Raw genomic sequence first — 17,148 nt, 5'->3', positions numbered from 1 at the left:
GAATCCTCCCAATTCTATAGATTTCTCTTTCACTCTATATTATTTGATAGAAGCTTTCCTTACTGAGACCCTCTACCGTTGTTCTCTTGCTGGTGCCCATTATTCCCTTGCGATCCTCTTCCGTTGTTTCCTTGCTGATTTCCATTATTCCCTTGCGATCCTCTTCCGTTGTTCTCTTGCTGATTCCCGTTATTCCCTTGCGATCCTCTTCCATTGTTCCCTTGCCCATTTCCATTATTCCCTTGCGATTCTCTTCCGTTGTTTCCTTGCTGATTTCCATTATTCCCTTGAGACCCTCTGCCGTTGTTCTCTTGCTGGTGCCCATTATTCCCTTGCGATTCTCTTCCGTTGTTTTCTTGCTGGTGCCCATTATTCCCTTGAGACCCTCTAACCTTGTTCTCTTGCTGGTGCCCATTATTCCCTTGTGATCCTCTTCCGTTGTTTCCTTGCTGATTTCCATTATTTCTTTGCGATTCTCTTCCGTTATTCTCTTGTTGGTGCCCATTATTCCCTTGCGATTCTCTTCCGTTGTTTCCTTGCTGATTTCCATTAATCCCTTGAGACCCTCTGCCGTTGTTCTCCTGCTGATTCCTATTATTTCCCTTTATTTGCTTCCGCTGTTGTTCCTTAGATTGCTCTTGTTCTATATACTCTTTCTTCTCGTTGCTTTCTTCTTTTACAGGAGGTGTGTCCGATGATGCATCAGAAGATAACTTTTGTTGTTCTTGATTAGATGACGGTGCAGGTGGAGCAAGCGATTTTTTCTTCTCATTCTCTTGTTTTATATAAACGCCCGTTCCAACTCCTGCTTTCTCAGCATCTTCCCGCATTTGCATCGTACTGCTTTGATATTCGACTGTAACATGTTTTATCTCATATTCTTTCTTTAATTCCTGCATAGCCTTTTCCAACTGTGGTTCTAGCGACTTGTCCTTTGCAATAGCCGTTAGCATAACTTGCTTATCATTGGTTAAGTACTTATCCTCTTGACTCTGCTTTATAATAATACGTATCACGTCTTGCAGATGTTTATTTTCCCACCTGTTCATTTCTTGTAAAATACGCCTTCCATCATCATTACAAGCCCGCAAATCTATAACACGAAGATCCTCCGTTACGCTCGCCTCTATACTTGGATTTATATCAACTGAGACATAAGCAAATACTTTTTCTTCTGGTTGATTGTAAAAAAACAGCAATACGCATAGAAAACCAGCAACAATTACTGTTGTAGGCTTTAAGAAAGGTAGTATGGAAAAACGCGACGCTCTTTGTTCTTGTTTGTTAAACGAGATTTCCTCTCCTATCATGTATGGGTGCGCTTTTCTTTTAAATGTAATAAACTCTCCATTTGGAGTCAAAACAACTACGTTATGCTTTTTTATATCCATCACAATTCCTTTATTCATCATGCTTTTCCCCTCTTATATAATCAAGAATGTATGTATAGTTGTTTGCAAAAATAATACTCATCGCAATAATGTATTTTCTATGTCGTTCCAACGTTTTACGACTTACCCTAACAAGTGGTTCAATATGTTTTAGGGGTAATCTTTTCTTACGGAACAGCTCTTCCATCATTTCCTCTTCTTTTATAATAATCTTCACAATTTCTATTAGGTGCTCACGCGTATCACGATGCTTAGGAGATTCTTTAGCAAGCTCTGAAAATGTAATTTTAAACTCAGCTAACACACTTTGAAAATGAAGAATTTCCTCCTTACGGTTACTATTTTCGATTTCTTTCATATACTCCGTAAGCGATACTTGCATTTCTAACATTTCCTCTTGCTCATCTTCTTTTAAAAAGACAAAGTTATGCTTAGACTCCTTGCGTATATAGTCAATTACATCTCTTTTTATAAGAAGATCAGCAAACGCTAGAAAAGATTTCCCTCTTTTATATGAATACTGTTCAATTGCTTCGTTAAACGCAAACAGTCCAATACTATATTCATCATCCTGTTCTGTAATATATCGGCGACAGACAGACGATATGGATTTTCTAATAAAAGGCTGATACTGTACGATAAATGCTTCCTTATCTCCTCCATTGTTTTGTATGTTATATACGATATCTTCTATTTTCGGTTTTCTTAGGATCTTCATTACTAAACTCAACACTAGTAATCTTCCAGCCTCCTTCTGCTTCAAATAGCAAAATGATCACTAAACAAGTGACCATTTAACCACATTTTCTTAGTACTTTTCTTTGGGCTTGTCTACTTGCTATTACTCATATTTTTCGAGGCCGATTTTTTATATGACTATTTTTTCCACTTGTACTAAAGTGAAGTCTGTATTTTGTACTGCTTTCTTGTTTTCTTTTACAATACCACTTGCTCTTTTCTATTTTAGCCGCAATCTTTGAATAACTCTTCGCTATATTTTTGGTAATTTTAGCTTTTTCTTTCATTTATTTTCTTCTACTTTACATATATTCGAAGGAACAAATAATTTTATGGGGGTCAAATTTTTTTTTTTTTATAAAATAGTTATTTTTTCAAAAATAAAAACCATCAATTGGAAGAAAATCGTTATAACTCCTCCTTATGGTAATTCCTTTGTAAACCTTTTTATTTAAATGTATAATTGTATTAAAAGCCTAAAATTACAGAATTGTATGACGGTGTCATGAAAAGTTTTGGTACGTTAGTAATCTCTACCGTCATTTCAGCAGGCTTAGTGTATTATAATATCGATTCCTTTTATAATAAATTTACATCCGGGAATACATATTACTGGGTAAACGGTATCCTAGCTGCTGAATTCCTTATATCCTTAATTATCAACATAAAAGATATCATCAAGAAAAACTACACAACTTCTGAATCAAATTAAGGAGCCTATTATGGTTCCTTTTTCTATGCAAAATAAAAAAGCAGCTGTTAAGCTACTTTGAATTCTTCTTATCCCCAAATGAAATGATATATATTCTCCCGTTACACGTTCATTAATTCCAGCGACCCTAGCGAATCTCATTAAGTCCGCCCCTAGAAGAAAATACACCGAGATCGTAACTGGTACTTGTGACCACATGAATTGATAAAGCTCATTCATTCTCTGATTCGTCGAAACGATTAAATCATTTACAGGTCCATGATTCCATGCAGAGGTTTGAACTGAAGTGAACGGAAGGTCTTTCTCATTAACCACTATTCTTACCACACTTTGAGTTATGTCCATAACAATCCCATCCACCATTACAGAATTTAGACCTGTTTCTATACTCATATTCTTGATTAATAATAAATGTTTAAGGCAAACCCCTATTTTCATTTCTACTCAAAAATAATTTAAATGATTCTTCTTTATTTCTCAATATAAGGAGCCTTGGATTTTTATTAAAACTCCTGTAGTATATGAACAAAGAGTAAGGTAAGAGTTACTCTTTGCCATTTTAGGAAAGGTTCTGTTGGAAACAACAGGACCTTTTTTCGTAAAGAGATGGTTTTGTTTAATTTCTCACCACTAACCATAAAAATATCTTATAATCGTTATATAATAAATTAAAATAATAGATTAGGAGTAGATCAAATGCCAGTTACACTAGAACTTATTCTTTTCATTCTTCTAGCAATTAGCGCTATTGGCTATTTAGTAAAAGAATTTCAAAAAACTAGGAAAAGAACACTTGGAATTTCACTAGAATTCTTGGTTCTTTTCTGGTCAATATGGAGAATATCGACTATCATAATCTGATTTGTAAAACATGAATTCCTTCGAATAAAAATCAATATTATGTCCATAATGTTAATAGGCTGTATGCCAAAATCCATTTAGTTTTCTCTGTATCTCCTTGTATTGAGCAGTTAGTTTTTGCTAGCTGCTCTTTTATTTATGAAAAAAGATAATTTTTTTATAATGATTCTTCTTTATTTCTCAATATAAGGAGCCTTGGATTTTCATTAAAACTCCTGTAGTATATGAACAAAGAGTAAGGTAAGAGTTACTCTTTGCCATTTTAGGAAAGGTTCTGTTGGAAACAGCGGAACCTTTTTTCGTGATTTAAAGGTACTAAGACAAAAATGAAATATTTACCATGAAGGTAGTTGTTAAATATTTTACGCTTATACAGTATAATGGGATAGTTATTGTGTATTGGCATTAAGAGGAGCGTCCTGATTAAGCGCTTCTCTTTTTTTATAAAATAGCTCCAAATTACTTGGACACATTTACCAGTTTATTCAACACAAATATCATGTTAAAATCCCTTGTGAATACGACATAACTCAACTTGGTGAAGCCCTGTAATATTTTCTGTAGGGCTTCTTTTTTTACAAGCAGTTATTTCATTAAGCTGACTACCTTGTTGTGCAAAATAACGATTTTGTTCACTTTTTTGATACATTTATAAAACATTCATATGTTATCTTCAGTAAGTTCTATTTCCTTTATAATATTGTGTGAAGTATAACAACGAACAAAGCCTAAAAAACTCTAATGAAGTGATGAAAAAAACCTAATTTCTCTACAAAACATTGAGAAATTAGGCTTTTTAATAGAAAAAGTAGCATTCATAAACAATGAATACAGTTTAACTCTTCAATTCTATTTTCACAGATTCATATATTCTTCTAAAGTCAGTTTTTCCTTATATATATTTTCAGCAATATCTCCTACATAGCGAATATGCCAAGGTTCATATGCATAACCCGTAATACTTTCCTTCCCCTTAGGATAACGAATGATAAACCCTGCACGATGCGCGTTTTCTTTCAGCCATTTTCCTTCCTTCGTATTCGCAAAGGATAGCTCTAGTTCATTGTTCGCACTTTTAGAAGAAACATCCATCGTTAACCCTGTTTGATGTTCGCTATGCCCTGGCTTTGCAGAGAAGCGATCCGTATGCTCTTGCCCTTTCTTTTTAACATTGTTGGCATACAGACCTTTTTGATACTCATAGGAACGAAATCCTGAAACAGCATTCAACTGGATCCCATCTTGCTTAGCTAAAAGGAATAGTTTTTCTAATGCTTCCGCTGCTTCTTTACGAAGATGACTCTTTTCTACCGTTCCACTAAATGAGAACGGTACATTTGGTACAACTAAATCCTCTGGCATATAGTCTTCGGGTAAACCATATTCCTTATTAACTACAGCCTGTACACTAGCAAAAGAACTTGCTATCTTATTTGAAGTCCTATTTTGCTTACTATTTTTTTCTTTATTTATGGAGTTTTCACTAGTTTCATGGTTTGTCTTATATGGTTCTTTACCAATAGATATATTGGTGTAAATAATAAAGATACCTAACATTACTACTATACAAGTTAAGGTTCCTACTAATTTAAGTCTCATCATTCATTTCCTTCCTGCAACTCCTACTGTTACTCATTCATCATACTTCAACCATATCAAATCCATATTAATTCCCTGTGAACTTTTCTTCATAACGTATTCCTTAATAGATTGATAGTATATCTTCCCTTTCTTTTGACACCCTTAAAATATCAGCTCTATTCATACATGTAGAAAAATAATCTAAAAATTTGTATAATGGGATAAGAAGTGTAGCATTCTATTATAGAAAGGTCTTGGTATAATGCTAGGTATTGATGTCAAAAAAACAAAAGAAGAGTTAATTATTTCATGGCAATTTGCGGAGGTCACGATTCCATTACGTGATGTAATCGAGGTTACCGAAGATGCTACCTATGCGGGTGTTGAAGAACCAAGTGCAATCCGTATCGGAACAGCATATGGGACAACTGATCGTATATTAATTAGAACTGTAAAACAAAATTATGTATTATTTACTACAAACAAAGTGTCGATTTTAAACGCAATTCACGCGTAACAATGAGTAGATAAACGCGCTTAAACAAAGTTCAAGTGAAATATGAAGGTGCAAAGTCATAGAATTGACTTCGCACCTTTTTTAAAACAATCTATATGAATGAAAATTCCCTTTAACATTTCAGTAAGGCCAAAGCCACTTCTGTCACACCATTCTACTTTGTGTCCCATTTATCTAAATTGAAGAGATAACGCTCTCTTTTTTTGATAAAATTATCTCTATAATGATAGCAGGAAAGGATTTGTTGCTTTATCACGGCAGAAAAAACACAGTTTGTAAAAAAAGAGCATTATATCCCCCAGTTCTCTATGAGACCTTTTGAAATAGCTAAGGGATTTTGTCTCACAGTGAATTTAGAAGCTGACACTTTGGAAGCTAAGGAAAAGAAAACAGGGAATTATTACAACAACTCAAAAATAATCAAATAGATTAAAATACTGTAAATAGAACTAAATTACTAACATAAAAATAAGCACATCCTGTAAAAACAGATGTGCTTATTTTTTAATTTCTATGCATTTTTACGTTTTAAGAAAATTACTCCACCAACAATTAGCAGTAATGCTCCTGCAGCCATAGAGATCCAACTTGTAAGGTCAGCACCTGTTTGCGGTAACCATCCAATTTTAGATTGAACTTCTTTCTTAGGTTGTGGTTGTTCTTTTGGTTGTTCTGAAGTTGGAGTATTTTTATCTTGATGCGGCTGTTCTGGTTTTGGTTGTTCCGGTTTTGGTTGCTCCGGTTTTACTTCTTTAAATTTCACCGTTTGCCCCTTATCTTCGATGTCAACGTGAATAGCTACCAAGACATTATCTTGATACAATTCTTCAAACACTACCACTTCTTTACCTTGTAATGCAGAAGCATTGAATGTGAAATCGAGTGTGATAGAGCCATTTTTCTCTTTTGCAGTAAACTTAGATTCTACTGTTACTTCTTTACCATCAACTAATAATGGTTTTTTTGTTGCTTTATCCATTAGTTTTCCTTTTACTACGTACTCTTTACCCACGATTAAGTCTTTGTATTCCACTTTATCTTGGATTGTTACAGTTTTAGAAGCGTCTAACTCTTTAGAACCATCAGCTTTATTTGTAGCTGTCGTTTTAATAGAAGGCTCTACAAATCGAACTGTTTGACCTACATCGTTAATATCAGCGTGAGTTGCAATTACTTTACCTTCATGCAATACGTCTTCAAACACAACTACTTCTCTTCCTTGCTGTTCAGCACCAACGAAAGTAAAGTCTAATGTTACAAAACCATTCTTTTCTTTTGCAATAAATTTAGTCTCAGCTGTTACTTCTTTACCATCAATTAATAATGGTTCGTTAATAGCTTTGTTCATTAATTTTCCTTTTACAGTGTACTCTTTACCAACAACTAAGTTAGTGTACTCCACTTTATCCTGAATTGTGATAGAATCCTTTGAATGAATCTCTTTTCCACCATCAGCTTTGTTTGTAGCAGTTGTTTTTACTGATGGCTTAACGAACTTAACTGTTTGACCTTTATCATTGATATCAGCATGTGTAGTAACAACTTTTCCGTCTTTCAGTAACTCTTCGAATACTACTACTTCTTTTTCTTCTAAACCAGTTGCATCAAAAGTGAAATCTAGTGTAATAGAACCAGCTGCTTCTTTTGGTGTAAACTTAGTTTCAGCAGTTACTTCTTTACCATTTACAACAAATGGTTTATTAGTCTTTTTATCCATTAATTTACCTTTTAAAGTGTACTCTTTACCTACTTGTAGGTCTTTGTATTCCACTTTATCTTGGATTGTTACAGACTTAGAAGTGTGCATTTCTTTTGTACCATCGGTTTTATCAGTAGCTGTTGTTTTTACTGATGGAATCTTTTCATCTTTGACAATATGTTTAATGATGTGACCATTCTCTTTGATCTCAAAAGAGAATATTTCTTCATTCAATACATAACCTTTTGGTGCAACAGTTTCTTTATATGTGTATTTTCCAAATGGTAACTTTTCAAACTTCGCGATACCTTTATCGTCTGTTTTCCCTTTAACTACTTCTTTTCCTGCTTCATTATAAATAGTAAACTCTGCATTCGGAAGCTTATTGTTTCCATCAGCTACATCAACTTTTGTAATTTCTAGATCACCTTTGATACGATGATTAACTGCTAATAGCTCAATAATTTTTCCGTGTTCCTTTATTTCGAACACAATTGGTTCTGTAATAAGAACGTAACCATTTGGAGAAGCCTTTTCTACAAATGAATATTTACCATACGCTAAATCTTTGACATTAACTTCACCATTTTTATCTGTCTTATATTCCCCAATTACTTTCCCGCTTGCATCTTTTAGCTCGAATACTGCACCTTCTAATTTTTTACTGATATCTTCATTATCTACTTTTAGTAATTTCACACTACCTTTCACTTCTGTATTTTCCACTGTAAAAGTAAGTGTTTTATTGTGCTCTTTAATTTCAAAAGGATACTTTGTTTTATTTCCAATATATCCATTAGGTGTTTTCGTCTCTAAGAAATAATATTTACCATACGTAAGACCATCAACATTTGCAATTCCATTTTCTTTTGTTACTACTTTTTTCGCTTCTTTTCCATCTTCAGTAAAGACCGTGAATTCAACATTAGGCAACATCTTACCTGAATCACTACGTTTTTTTATTTCGATGTTACCTTTTACTTTGTTGTTTACTACTTGAACAGCTCCTATTTCCCCTGTCTTAACTTCAATAGTTTGTGGTTTATCACCTGAAACATAACCTGTTGGTGCTTTAATTTCTTTTACTGTGTAGGTACCAATTGGTAGGTTATTTAATTCTGCAGTACCATCAGCACCCGTCGTTATTTTTCCAACTGATTCATTATTTGCATTAAAGACTTCAAATACTGCACCAGCTAATATTTCTCCATTTTCCCCAACCTTTTTAATTTTTAAAGAACCAGCAGCTTCCCAATTTACTGCAAGGTCACTACTAAGCTTTTCCTCATTTCTTTCTAGTAGCACTGTAGCATTCTGAACAGTATCAGTACCGCGATAAGCAATTGCTTGAACTTTAGTTAAATTTGCAGCAACACTTAGATTAAATTCACCTGTTTTTATATCTTTAGGAATTTGGATACGGAATTTTTCCCCAAGTGAAAGCTGATCTTTCACTTCTCCATTTTCACTAACAATTTTAACTCCATTAGGTGCATTTTTCGCTACTACTTTATAAGAACCACTCTTAGCATTTGTTTGTACTGTGTATAGGTTTGTTTCAAAAAACTCACCCTTTAATTCTGCCTTTTGCTTTTCAGTAGGAATCACATTCATAAAAATATCTTGAGTATCTTCACTTGTATTTGCAGCATTAATAATTGTCTTAGCCGCTTTTTCAACATTTTTATTTTCATGCTTTAATTCATTTACATCAAGTTGACCTAATGCATTCCAAACCGCAAGCTGAGTTGCATAATGTGCTTCATTCTTATTAGCTACTCCCAGTTGTTCTATACTTTTTTGTGGGAAACCATTTAATAGAACCCTATATACTACATTATCTGTTTTTCCCATTTCAGGAAGATCTTCACCATTTGGTGATTTTAAGCCAAGAGTTAAACAATAAGCAATTTGACCGCTTGAATTTTTAATAATTTCAGTTCGGATATCCTTTCCTAAACTGTTGCTATAACTCCAGTTCATTGAATACTTTTCATGCGTCATAACCTCCGCATTTGCCTTCGGTAGAAACACATTAAAGAATAATGCTAGTACTGATAATAATGCAAAAACTCTTTTAACAACTCTTCTCCCCAATTTTAAAACCTCCCTAGATAAAATGAATCTGATGTATTATTTAAATATTTAAAATAATCACAACGAAGATATTTCATATTATAAGACATAAAGTTACAAATATTATATTATTTTTACAAATTATTTATTTTCTCAACATCCACTAAAAATTATAATATTTAAATATTATAATTTTAAAAAGTAACGATATTAGGATACCTTAACAAAATAAGAAACTTGGTAAAATGCTAGAATAACGGTAGTTGGAGTACGGAAACGATTCTTGGCATGAAGGACCACTACAAAGATATTTTAATATGTAAACAGATATTTTCAGATTGAATATATGTATTAATAATGAAATTTTATTGCATTTACACCTGCAATGTTTATATAAAAGGTTGTAAATTATGTTTTTATAGGATTTTTTCTATTAGTTTACTGGAAATTTGCATTATTATGTGACAATAAATATCATTGTATTTAATATAAAATGATATAAAAAAAGGGTATGTAAATAATTATCAGAACTTTCGATTAATTAATTATACTAAAATTAGTATTAAGAATATTAGCAAAAAAAGTAACAACGTTATTACAAAGTTCGAATATTGGTCTAAGTACCCTAGCATCTCAATGGTAACCTCTTGAATACTTTTACGTTTTTAAATAAATTAAAATAACAAAAAAATAATAATTTTTAATTTTTTCTTTGTAATTTAATAAGTTGCATGTTAATATGGCGAAGGTTATAAAATGGATTTCGCCATACACAATGTTTTTTCGGAATATTCACTCCAGAGAAACGTAACTATTTCAGTAATTTGCTTCATCTTTTACCTATACAAGGGCTACTTTCAATTTTTTTGTTCATAAGTAAAAGTAACTTTTTATTCTATCTTCCTCATCGATTTTAATATAAATGGTAAAAAAGCACTTTTTCAAGTGCCCTTCCTTTTCTTTTTTAAAGATAGAAAATCTAATAAAATCAAACACCTAGATTAAACACAGACATAATCCTACTTACAAACTCTCAGAGAGGTATAAACTATGGGAATTCCTACACTATTATTAAATACATTTATTATTATTATTTGTATCCTTAGTTACCAAGTATTTTGGCTAGAACATAAAGAAAAAATGGCATGTAATAATATATTAATTTCTGTACTTTCCTCCATTGCAATTATTTTTTGTATGACTTTTCCTTTTCATTTACACGCTGGGTTCATTTATGATTTACGTTTTATTCCCATTATATTAGTTTTTCTATATGGAAATACAAAGAGCATTATTTGTATTGGAGTTTTATATCTTTCTTATAGATTTTACTTAGGTGGAAGCGGAGTCTTCCCATCATTTATTATCTTTACTATTATTTCTGTTATTACAATCATGTTTCGTTACTTGTCACCTACTTATTTCAAGGAAAAGAAGATATTATTAAGTATTCTACTTATTTTGATATGTACAACTTCCCTTTCTATCTGCGGTATTGTAACGCAAATAGATACAGGTGGTAAAATTGACTCTACTCTCATTGAATTTTTATTCAATTATATAATCATAAATATTTTCACAGTATTATTATCAGTTTATTTAATAGAAGGAATGATCAAGAAATATAAAATAAAAGAAAGAATGCAAAGAGCAGAAAAATTTTATATAGCTAGCGAACTAGCTGCATCGATCGCGCATGAAATTCATAATCCACTGACCACGGTACGTGGATTCACTCAATTACTAAATGAAGATGTGAGTGCTAAGATGTCTCAAGATAAGTACTTAGAAATTATGTTACTTGAAATGCAGCAAATACAATCTACTATTAATAACTATTTATCTTTAACCAAACCACAAAATATTATAAAAGAGGAACTAGATATTAATTACATATTAAATCAAGTGAAAGATAATATTTCACCACTCGCGCTTTCATATAATGTTGAAATAAAACAGCATATTACAACAGATTCCCTTTACATAAATGCTAATCCTGAAAAATTAAAAATATGTCTAACCAACATCATACAAAATGGAATTGAGGCTATGAAAAATGGTGGTGTATTACAAATAAATATACAAAAAATAAAAGATAATATTGTAATTGATATCATTGATACAGGAATAGGAATGTCTTCCCAACAAATAAAACGTATTGCCTTGCCATTTTATTCAACAACAGAAAAAGGTACTGGGCTTGGTACTATGATTGCGTACAGTATTATTAAAGAATTAAACGGAGATATAGAGATAGAAAGTGAACTAGGAAAAGGAACACACTTTTCTATCACTATCCCCTGCTAATATAATAGAAGATTTATTTAAATGATATTATTTTGTGGCTAATATACCCATATAAAAAGAGGACGTAACTATTCGTCCTCTTTTTGTATGGTCCTGGTGCAAAAATGTTAGTTAGAAACATAGAGTAGCAATTTCCTTTTCATTTCTATCAAATTACATTTTTTGAGGTGTGGTCCCCGAAACCCCGAATTATTCACGTACCCCTAGCAAACGAGAGCACTCCCTCTTACGAGAGTAATCCTGTATCTCTTGCTTTTTGCACGGCTTCTTCCCGATTTTTGACTTCTAGCTTGTCATAAAGAGTAGAGGCATAATTTCTAACTGTGCCATTTGATAAGTAAAGTTTCGAAGCAATTGTTTTATAACGGATTCCTTGAGACAAAAGATTCAAAACCTCTAACTCGCGTTTCGTTAAGCCATACTCTTTTCCATCTGACTTCAATTCGACTGACTCTTCCTCATCATTTCCATCCCACATCTTATGGAACAAATCTTGGTCAATCATCGTGCCTCCCCGATAGATGAGGCGAATCGATTCAGCTTTCTTTTCTTTGCTAATACCCTATGAGTCGCTCTTCGATTCTAACTTTTCATCTGTCACACACAGTAGTGTCAAAATGTCATAACTTGTAGGTCGTGTGTATAAAACTAGCCGTACTCCGCTCTATTTTTTATGTCATGCATGAATATGACGAAAGGTCACTAGTTACTATGACTTGCTACTTGCTACACTCGGCTCATACACTAACGAGCTGACAACTCGTTGTGCAAACAAGAAATCTTCAATCTCATAAAGGAGTGTACAAAAATGAAAAAAGTAATCAATAAACTGGGGCTCGTCACAATTCTGCTCACTTCTACAAGCATGATTTCTGCATGTTCACAAGAATCATTAGAAGTTGGAAAATCAAAGTCATCGACACTTGCAACCAATATCAAAATGACGAAGGCACCTAATAACAAAAAAGAAGTAGAATCTTTTGCTGATCCGTTATTCGAAGAAAAAATGAAGAAGTACAATGTGAACGGTTCAAGTTTTGTCGTCGTTCATGATGGAAAGATCGTCATCAATAAAGGGTATGGTTATGCAGATAAAGAAAAGAAGATTCCCGTCAATAAGGACACGGTCTTTCAAATCGCTTCAGTCTCGAAAACTTTTACCACCTTGGCCGTGATGCAACAAGTTGATAAAGGAAAGCTTAAACTAGATCAAGATGTACAACAATATCTCGGTGGATTAAAAATTCCCAATAAAACAGGAAAACCCCTCACCCTGTTTGATATGTTGACCTATACCAGCGGCGTAGACCTGCCCGATATCACCACGCTAATCGGGCCTGAATATGTAAATCAAAATATATCTATTAGGGAATTTCTACCTAAACATATGCCGACAGTGGTACGGCCGCCCGGTGAAGCTTATACGTATGACAACTTTGCATTTTTACTCGCAGGATTTGCAGTGGAGAATGTTACAGGCACATCTTTCTCACGATATATGGAAAAGAATATTTTCAAACCATTAGGCATGAAGTCTACAAGTGTGCGCTTTACACCTGACCTTCTCAAAAGAATGGCTACACATTACGGTCCCACTGGCGATCCTCATCCAATAAATGGGCACGCTCCAACTGATGGACCACAAGGAAGCATTTTGTCCACCGGGGAAGACATGTCAAAGTACATGATTATGCAGCTACAGAATGGAAAGTTTGAAGGTAAAGAAATCGCAAGTAAAAAAAGCATGGATATGATGCATACCTACCAAGTTTTCGCAGATAAGACGATTCCTATTGCGACAGTTGGATTTGAAACATATTTCAATGACCTTGCCAACGGTCAACATGTCGTATTAAAGGGCGGGAATATGCCAGGACATTCTTCATTGATGGTTTTGATACCTGAACAAAAAACCGCATTCTTCATGTCTTACAATAATGATTCTATGATGAGTCGAGAAGTGTATGAAGCGTTCATGGATCATTATTTCCCTGCTCCCAAAGCGGATAAAACAGTATATTTCTCGTTAGAGGAAAAAGAATCCCAAAAATACTTGGGCATGTACCAAAACACACGTGCGTTTGCGATCCGTACCCACTTTACCTATGAGAATGGAACGTTGGTCATGGAAGATGAAACAGCTGGCAAACAAGTCCTGAAAATGATTCACCCTTTGTTGTTTGAGGATCCAGAAGGAAATAAGATTGCTTTCCAAAAAAATGCGGCCGGAGAAATCGCATATTTTTATTACACCAGTCCTAAAGGCCTAGGCATTGTTGCTCAATCTCAGAAAATCAATATCAAACCACCTTTTGCAGACGTCCCGCAAAAGAGTAATTATAGAAGCCATATCGACAATCTTCATGCTTTAAACATCATGGATGCTAAAGCGGATAATCTATTCGATCCGATGGGTACGATGACACAAGGAGAATTTACGGATGCCTTGTTGTTGGCACATGGATGGAACATTTTCCCGGGTCAAGCCGAAGGGATTAAGAAGCAATGTATAGCAGGTATACCAGAATATGACCGCGCGACTCCGATTAGCAGACAAGTTGCAGCAACCATGATTCAAAACTTGAAGCAGATTCAACCTGACCAAACCAATCATGTGAAATTGCTCGAAACTGCGGATGCCTGGGCGGTCCAGTCCATTCAATCCCTTGCCTCACAAGGCATCATAGACCCTGGTACTACCATCAATACTGACGGATCTTTTACCTTCCGTCCGAAGGATTTGTTACTGCGTCAAGAAGCGAGCGCCTTGCTCGATTTGGCTTTTGGCTATTATGCACTGCCTATTAAACAGAAATAAGCATTCACCCAAACATGAATCATGGCAAATGTTTAGGGGGGTATCCCATCAGCATAAAGATAAAGGGTTCTGGTGCAAAGATTGCATCTATTTGAAAGAGGTATATAGATTCCTAATGGAATCTATTCTTATGTAGCCATTCCGAATAGTTGATGAATAAACTTCATTTCATTTTGGACAGACTTGTCCCGTAAAATAAGTTGGCCTTTTTTAATGATATGCATAGCTTCTATTCCTGAAAGAATAGATTTAGCTGTACAAAAAGATTTCAATCCCAACATTGAACGAACTCTCTTTTTAATAAAACGATGATCTTGCTCTACAATGTTATTAAGGTATTTTATGTCTATCAAAACTGACTGAAATATGTTTAAAATTCAGTTCAAAAACTCATGACCAAAAACAAAGTTTTATATCAAACATCAAATACCGTTTATGGAACACTCTTAATGTACGGAAAACCAAGTTTTTAAATAAAAAGTTCCTTAGCGTACGAAATTCGCGTTATGTTGGCGGGACCCCATCGCCATCAAGTTAAGATTTTGAAGTACCCCCTAAACGAAAAAATTCTTTCTCTATAGGGGCACCATATCAAAAAAGAAAATTGTAAGTTTAGACACATTTTAGATACAAAATAACCGATTCCTTATACGTTAAGGGACCGGTTATTTATTTTCCTACTTTTTTAGGGAGGTTTTTCTCGTAATGGTCTTAAATGATTGATTTAAGGTTATAAACTTAAATCATAAATAAAAGATAGAGTAAAAACTATATAAGAAATAAATGTAACGAAAACAAGAAAACATATAAACTGAGCATTAGATACATATTGTTCTATTCTTTTTTTCATTTTAATTAGTATTATTTTTCAGATGTGAAGTATCAATTTGAATTTCACCTTTCCAAGACCCAATTACTTTTCCAATTCTATTTATATTTACATCTAAAGTAAGGGGCTGTTTAAAATCGTCTTTTCCTCCAGTAACTATAACAAATGTAGCAACACCTTCGGGTTTATCATTATCACGAATGCCTACATCATTTAATTTTTTACCTGCTGCCATAAGTTCAAAAGGAAGACGGTCATCTGAATCATGGATAAATGATAGTCTCCCTTCATGTTTAATCTCAGGGTTTTCCTCTTGTTGCCCATTAATTTTACCATCACTTTCGAGCTCTAATCCTGATGTATCAAATTCAAATGGTACTAAACTTCCGTCAGCTTTTTCCATTCTATAATGAACTGATATACGTGAATCTGCGATATATAATTCTTTGAAATGTACAGTAATACCTTGATCTGTAATTTTTTCATCAATAGGAATATATTTACCATTCTTCATCATATCTTGTGTGACACCATTTTCATCTTGTATTCCTTCATTTACAACTTTATCATTTGTAATTGCATCAGAAAAATATGAGGCAACATTTGTAGCCGCTACTTGTACTTGTGGAATCATTGCTGTTGTGAAAAGTGCTGCTGCAGCTACTGCTGTATACATGAAACGTTTTGATTTTTTACTCATGTTTGTAAAGAGTCCCTTCTTCTGTTGTTTTTTGTGATTTATATTAGAAACATTGTCTAGCTTGGAACGACTTTCAAATGTTTTCCATGCTTGTTCTATATCAATTTTGATTTCTTGTGGTGAATTTGCAGATTCTTCATCTAGCATTATGTTTTCCCATTGATTTAATTTACTGATTTCTACTAATAAATCTTGGCATGCTTCACATGTATCTAGGTGCTTTGTGAATTCCTTTCTTATATCATGAGAAAGTTCTCCATCAATATATGTTTGAATAAATCCGATATCATAACATTTCATTTGTTATGCCTCCTCCATTTGTTTATAAATCTTGCGAAATTTCATTTTGGCTCGGACCAATAATGTTCCAATAGAAGATATTTCAATTTGAAGTATTTCTGCAATTTCTTTATATTGAAAACCAGAGAATTTCATTAGTAAAAGGGTTCGTTCTCGATCATTCATTTTATTTAGTATCGTTTGTACCTTTGTAATTTCCTCTTTTCTTATCCAATCATCGTCTAATGATGAAACATTTTGTACTTCATGGTATTGTATTTCTTTATCAATCTTCGCTTGTTGCCTTTTTTCAGATCGCAAATGGTTATAAGCTACATAAGTAGAAGATTTAATCAACCATCCAGGTATGTTTTCAATTACTTTCCAGTCGCTACGATATAATTGTAAAAATACTTCTTGTGCTAACTCTTCAGCGATAGATTGATCTTTAACAATCCATATAATCTGTTTCACAGCATAAGCATAGTACTGCTTAAATAAATCTTCAAAAGGCATATCAGAAGCATGACTTTCTTCATTTTTTATGGTTAACATGTTAGTTTAAACCTCACTTTCAATTTGATGCCTGTATTATAGAGAAACCAGAAAAACGGATTTTGTGACAGTTTTTCTGGTTATT

10 protein-coding genes and 3 pseudogenes are annotated in these 17,148 nt (G+C 33.5%); 4 read left to right on the top strand and 9 right to left on the bottom strand.

All coding sequences use genetic code 11. From position 1 onward, the window contains the following. Positions 1-59: 59 nt before the first annotated feature. The gene (locus tag ABH961_RS15655) at positions 60-1,409 is read right to left on the bottom strand and encodes an anti-sigma-I factor RsgI family protein (RefSeq protein ID WP_404519617.1); all 1,350 of its coding nucleotides are present in this window, start codon (positions 1,407-1,409) and stop codon (positions 60-62) included. Then, a complete protein-coding gene (gene sigI, locus ABH961_RS15650; protein ID WP_048543735.1) occupies positions 1,402-2,124 on the bottom strand; it encodes an RNA polymerase sigma factor SigI in 723 nt (240 codons plus the stop codon). The genes ABH961_RS15655 and sigI overlap by 8 nt, the downstream gene beginning before the upstream one ends. Positions 2,125-2,634: 510 nt before the next feature. Between sigI and ABH961_RS15645 the strand changes: the two genes are divergently transcribed. Next, positions 2,635-2,841, top strand: a complete 207-nt coding sequence (locus tag ABH961_RS15645; protein WP_088110356.1) for a hypothetical protein — start codon at positions 2,635-2,637, stop codon at positions 2,839-2,841. A gap of 68 nt (positions 2,842-2,909) precedes the next feature. Here ABH961_RS15645 and ABH961_RS15640 read toward each other — a convergent pair. Further along, positions 2,910-3,186 (bottom strand): annotated as a pseudogene (locus ABH961_RS15640) (hypothetical protein). Between the two features lie 1,371 nt (positions 3,187-4,557). Next, positions 4,558-5,301, bottom strand: coding sequence for a M15 family metallopeptidase (locus tag ABH961_RS15635; RefSeq protein ID WP_048544249.1), 744 nt, complete (start codon positions 5,299-5,301; stop codon positions 4,558-4,560). 244 nt (positions 5,302-5,545) lie between these two features. Here ABH961_RS15635 and ABH961_RS15630 point away from each other — a divergent pair, with 244 nt between their 5' ends. After that, positions 5,546-5,800: a SunI/YnzG family protein gene (locus ABH961_RS15630; RefSeq protein WP_002035246.1), complete on the top strand. Its 255-nt coding sequence runs from the start codon at positions 5,546-5,548 to the stop codon at positions 5,798-5,800. 511 nt (positions 5,801-6,311) lie between these two features. On the opposite strand, the gene ABH961_RS15625 is transcribed toward ABH961_RS15630, so the two are convergent. Next, positions 6,312-9,596, bottom strand: coding sequence for a VaFE repeat-containing surface-anchored protein (locus ABH961_RS15625; RefSeq protein WP_107134940.1), 3,285 nt, complete (start codon positions 9,594-9,596; stop codon positions 6,312-6,314). A 1,029-nt stretch (positions 9,597-10,625) separates the two neighbouring features. On the opposite strand from ABH961_RS15625, the gene ABH961_RS15620 reads away from it, so the two are divergent. Next, on the top strand, positions 10,626-11,882 hold the full coding sequence (locus tag ABH961_RS15620; RefSeq protein WP_048543742.1) for an ATP-binding protein: 1,257 nt from the start codon (positions 10,626-10,628) through the stop codon (positions 11,880-11,882). 226 nt (positions 11,883-12,108) lie between these two features. Here the strand turns inward: ABH961_RS15620 and ABH961_RS15615 are convergent. Beyond that, positions 12,109-12,426: pseudogene (locus ABH961_RS15615) on the bottom strand (response regulator transcription factor); the annotation flags it as partial. Positions 12,427-12,690: 264 nt separating this feature from the next. Between ABH961_RS15615 and ABH961_RS15610 the strand changes: the two are divergent. After that, complete coding sequence (locus ABH961_RS15610; protein ID WP_404519615.1) at positions 12,691-14,700, top strand: serine hydrolase domain-containing protein; 2,010 nt, start codon at positions 12,691-12,693, stop codon at positions 14,698-14,700. 128 nt (positions 14,701-14,828) lie between these two features. Here ABH961_RS15610 and ABH961_RS15605 read toward each other — a convergent pair. From ABH961_RS15605 to ABH961_RS15595, 3 genes and pseudogenes are all read right to left on the bottom strand, one after another. Continuing rightward, positions 14,829-15,044: pseudogene (locus ABH961_RS15605) on the bottom strand (DDE-type integrase/transposase/recombinase); the annotation flags it as partial. Positions 15,045-15,551: 507 nt separating this feature from the next. After that, on the bottom strand, positions 15,552-16,529 hold the full coding sequence (locus ABH961_RS15600) for a DUF4179 domain-containing protein (RefSeq protein WP_048543750.1): 978 nt from the start codon (positions 16,527-16,529) through the stop codon (positions 15,552-15,554). A gap of 3 nt (positions 16,530-16,532) precedes the next feature. Continuing rightward, entirely contained in the window at positions 16,533-17,063 is a 531-nt protein-coding gene (locus ABH961_RS15595) for an RNA polymerase sigma factor SigX (protein ID WP_048543752.1), read from the bottom strand. Positions 17,064-17,148: the final 85 nt, after the last annotated feature.

This window comes from Bacillus sp. RC251 (assembly GCF_044908765.1).
Taxonomy (GTDB): Bacteria; Bacillota; Bacilli; order Bacillales; family Bacillaceae_G; genus Bacillus_A; species Bacillus_A wiedmannii.
The sequence above is the reverse complement of the archived record's forward strand: the minus strand, read 5'-3'. Positions and strand labels throughout refer to the sequence as shown.